This window comes from Mesorhizobium sp. M1A.F.Ca.ET.072.01.1.1, assembly GCF_004023325.1.
Lineage (GTDB): Bacteria > Pseudomonadota > Alphaproteobacteria > Rhizobiales > Rhizobiaceae > Mesorhizobium.
In genome coordinates, this window is the sequence record NZ_RZSF01000421.1 from 1 (window position 1) to 4693 (window position 4693).

A 4693-nucleotide genomic window follows, 5' to 3' on the forward strand; every position below is an offset into this window, starting at 1 on the left:
ATCTCCCGCCGACAGTGCTGATCACAGCCCAATGCGACCCGCTGTCCTCAGACGGCGAGGCCTATCGCGACCGCGTCGTCGCGGCCGGCGGGTATGCCTACTGGTTCGAAGAACAGGGGCTGGTGCACAGCTATTTGAGAGCCCGGCATACGGTCGGTCGTGCTCGCGCGAGCTTCACCCGCATCGTCGAGGCGGTCTCCGTGCTCGGCAGAGGCGAGTGGATCTGGTGATTTTGCCAAGGCGCGTCGCGTCGAGAATTCAAGCGCCGCGCTTCGGGGCTGATGCCAAAATCGCTGCTCTCTTTTCGGCGACTTGCATGAGACGGGCAAAGACAGCTCTACCAGCCGGGCGCCTGGAGCATTTCACCGTTTCACGGAAACGACGAAATGCTCGGGCTTGTTTGTTCTGACGCAATTCCGGACGGAAAACCGCTCACACTTTTTCTCGAATTGCTCTAGACCGCATTGAACCTTTCCGCCTCAGCCTGCGACTGACGGCCAGGCGCCGCATGGCGCGGGCCGGAAAGGGAGCCCGTATGATCAGAATCCAGAGCCGCGGTGGTCCGAGAAAGCAACAGGAGCTCGGCGCGATCATCGGCTTCGGGATGGAGACGACGCGCTCGGCTTTCGGCTGATTCCGTTGACCCTGCCAGGCACCCGGCGTATCGTGAACAGGCGGAAAACAGACAATTCTATCAGGGACGAACGAGCCGGAACGCTGCGACTTACCTTGTTTTGCGCGGCGAAATCGGAGGGTTCTTCCGAAGACTTCGGGGGGAGCTCAATGTCTCGCGACCGCGGCTCGTTCGTGTCTTTTCGCGGCGGCGGTTTGCGCCGTGCGATCGTGACCACCAGCGGAATGCTTGCCCTGGCACTGGCTGCCGGCTTTTGCCTCGGCGGTGCGGCAAAGGCTCAGGAAACCCAGATCATCTATCCGGGCTCGATGGCGGTGACCGGCTTCCCCGGCACGATCATCCCGGATTTCGGCTCTCCCGATTCCGAAAAGGGCGGCCTGCCGCCCGGCGTCGACCCGGTCGACGAAACCTTCATCGACACTTCGCAGGCCTCGTTGCGCATTTTCAACGTCTCGCAACTCGGCGGCCCAGCTTCGGGCCAGCTCGTCTACACGCCGCCGCCCTTCGAGGTGACAGCCGGCCAGATCGGCGAGGTGTTCGGCCTCACCTATGACGACGGCGTGCGCGATGGGGTGCCGTCGGGCATTCCGAACCTCTATGCGGCGGCGACCTCGCTGCACGGCATCGAGATCGTCACGCCCGACACCGACGAGGACGGGCGGCCTGAGCGACAGCGCCGCGGCGCCGCCGGCGCCGTCTTCATGAACGGCCAGTTCGGCACCGAAAATGGCGGCGGACCGGGCACCATCTGGAAGATCGACGGTATCTCGGGCGCCGTCTCGAAATTCGCCGACATCGATACCAACAGCGGGCCCGGCATCGGCAACCTCGCCTTCGATCCGACCCATCGTGAGTTCTTCGCTTCGGATCTCGATACCGGGCTCATCCACCGCATCGATATCGAGGGCAATCTGATCGACAGCTTCGACCATGGCGTTGCCGGGCGTCCCGCGCATGGGCTGGCCCCGGTCGCCGACGACGGCGCCGTGATGGACATCCACGACACTGCCTTCGATTCGGAAGACCCCCGAACCTGGGGCTATACGCAGGATGCGCGCCGCGTCTGGGCCGCCGCCTACCATGGCGGGCGGCTCTACTATTCCGTAGGCGAGAAAGCCGAAATCTGGTCGGTCGGCATTGCAAGCGACGGGGGTTTTGGCCGCGATCCGCGCTGGGAACTGACGGTCAAGGCCGACCAAGATTATGCCGTCACCGATATCGCCTTCGACAATCAGGGTTTCATGTATCTCGCCCAGCGCGGCCCGGTCGAGAACCGCTACGATTACAGCCGCTTCGCCGAGACGGGCAAAGGCGCGGTGATCCGCTACCAGCGCGAGGATCCGGACGATCCGGCAACGGAATCGGTCTGGGCCGAGGTGCCGCAGGAATATGCGGTCGGCTTCCCGCAGGGCAACCGTCAGTCGGCAGGCGGCGTCGACCTACAATACCGCTACGACCCCGAAGGCAATCTTGACACCTCGGTCTGCACTGACACGGTCGTGAACACCGGCGACAAATTGCGCGACAATCCGGAGCTTGCCGAGCGCCTCGCCGCCGGCGGGCCGCTTGCCGTGCATGGCGTGCAGCTCACGCCAAACAAGCTGGTCAAGCCGGCAAACGTGCCGCCCTTCGGCTCCTGGTTCGTCGACTTCGACGGCTATTTCGAAGACCCGGACGTCCAGGGCCATGTCGGCGACGTCAGGGTCTGGCGCCCCTGCGAGGGCCGCGCCGGCTATTATGAGGAAATCCCCGGCGGCTTCCTGCCTCCCGTCTATCCGCCGGACTTTCCGCCGCCCGACAACCTGCCGCCATGCCTCGATGTCGAGGACGTGCAGTATTTCTGCACACCCCGCGGCCTCCAGGCCGACCTCTATCTCCATGACCCCGCTGGCTTTGGCGGCGATTCGATCAAGGCTTTGTCCAAGACACCGGGCGTCGGAGTGACCTCACCCATGTCGCATGCGCCGGGCAAGCCCTACACGATCGGCATAACCGGCCATAATCCGGGCGACACCGTCAGTGTCGGGCTCTGCTTCTACCGGAAGTCCGACCGGGACAAGGGCGGCTACTATCCTTGCTGCAAGATGACGCTGCCGCTCAGGACGCCGGCCGTCGAGTGCGAAGCGCCGAGGAGGGACAGATGAGCGGTCTCGTCCTTTCCCGCCCTGCCCCCCGCAAAACCGTCATGGGCATGATCATAGAACCCCTGTCATATGCGCGGCGCGGCGCGCGCTGGCTGATGGCGGCCGGTGTCGCGATCGCCATGATGTCGGCAGTGCCGACGCTTGCGCAGGACAAGGCACCGGCCGGCCAGATCGCCAATCCGGAAATCACCGCTGGATCGCGCGGCATCAATCCGGAGCTCGGCCGGATCATACCCTTCTTCACCAAGAAGGGTGGCCTAAGAGGCTGCGATAGCGTCGAATACGTCTTGAGCTTCGGCATCCATGGCGACCCGCAGGACTTCGACCGGCCAAGCGTGGCGGCCCTTCTGAAGGCGACAAGGCTCGACTTCAAGGACCAGTTGCCGCACGGCTTGCAGATCGTGAGCGTCGACGTCGTCGGCGACGGCACGGGCGCTTCCGGCGGACCGCTGCCCGCTGCTTCGATCAGCACATCGGCCGGCCCAAACGATACGGCAAGCGTTTCCAATTTCCGGATCAGCGCTTCGAACCTCGACGGCGTCGGCGCTGCCGACGAACGCGTGATCACTTTCCGGATCACGGCCAAGATAGACCATGCCGCCTTCGCCGCGCCGGCAACGGTCGATAACCAGGGTGAGATGAAGGTGGCCTTCAGGGGCGGCCCGGCAACCACGATCCCCTCGCAGGATCCGGACAAGCCCGACGACGCCGATTTCCTCACCGGCGTGAAAACCTCGATCACGATCGACCTGAGCAAGTGCAACCCGCCGCCTCCGCCTCCCAGCAAGGAATGCTTCAAGGTCGAACGCGGCACGGTCGACTGCGTGCCCGGCGGCGGCGCCTTCATCTATCACATGCCGGTCGGTCCGGAGATGGCCGGCAAATGGGTGCAGCTGTCGACGACGACACCCGGCATCACCATCGCCACCGACACCCAGCAGGTGCCTGCCGGCGGCGGCGTGTTGAACTGGAAGATCATCGGCGCCTCGCCGGGCGAGGCCATCCATCTCGTCGTCACCGGCATCGACACCTATGCCGGGCCGAAGGAAGGCTGGGGACTTTGCTGCACGCAGGAGATCGACATGGACATTCCGCGTGATCTCAGGTGCCCGCCCGAAAAGCAGCCCGACCTCAAGGTGGAGAAGTGGGCAGAGGTGCCGCGTTGCACGATATCCGGCGGCTGCGACTTCACCATCACGGTCACCAATGTCGGCGATGCGCCCTATAACGGGAAGATCGTGCTCGACGAGGTGACATTGCCGGCCGGGTCGGCGCTGTCGTCGGGACCGAACCCACCCTGGGTCTGCGCGCCCGGGACGACGCCGATGACCTGCACCCATCCGGCAACCACGCTCAACCCGGGCGCCTCCGCCGTCCTCAAGCTCGGCTTCAAGCCGGCCGGCGGCTGGCAGGGCAGCGTGCTGCGCAATTGCGCCGCCTATGACTACCAGGCGAGCGGCAAGCCGCTGTTCGGCAGCCAGCAGAACGATCGCGGCTGCGCCTCGATCCCGGTCTGCCGCCGTGGCGATCGCGATCCGCAATGCCAGCCTGGGGTCGAGAAGAAGGTCGACCTGCTGCTGAAGAAGCGCGCCCGCATGCCGGTCTGCAGGCCGGACGGCATCTGCAGCTTCGTGATCGATATCATCAACAACGGCACCAGCACCTATCACGGGCCGCTGACCGTGATCGACACCTATCCGGGCGACGCGCCGACCTCCTCGGCCTTCGGGCCGAGCCCGCCATGGACCTGCGGGCCGAACGGCCCCGGCCAGTTCCGCTGCGACAATGCCGGCATCTCGCTGCCGCCGGGCGCCTCGACGCCCATCGTGGTCAAGACGGTCATGCCGGCAAACCACCGGCCGGACACGGTCGAGAACTGCGCCGAGGTGAAGGCCATTGCCGGCGAGGTCTGTCT

At 65.1% G+C, this 4693-nt stretch carries 2 protein-coding genes and 1 pseudogene; all 3 read left to right on the forward strand.

Annotated features, from left to right (window positions below):
- A partial coding sequence (locus EOA32_RS33265) for an alpha/beta hydrolase (protein WP_148669999.1) occupies positions 1-230 on the forward strand: 230 nt, incomplete at its 5' end.
- Positions 231-783: 553 nt separating this feature from the next.
- On the forward strand, positions 784-2778 hold the full coding sequence (locus EOA32_RS33270) for a hypothetical protein (RefSeq protein ID WP_128373984.1): 1995 nt from the start codon (positions 784-786) through the stop codon (positions 2776-2778).
- A pseudogene (locus EOA32_RS33275) lies at positions 2775-4693 on the forward strand (DUF11 domain-containing protein); the annotation flags it as partial. The gene EOA32_RS33270 and the pseudogene EOA32_RS33275, both read left to right, overlap by 4 nt.

Coding starts and splice junctions, on each gene's coding strand:
- EOA32_RS33270 (WP_128373984.1), top strand. CDS start 784: ATGTCTCGCGACCGCGGCTCGTTCGTGTCTTTTCGCGGCGGCGGTTTG.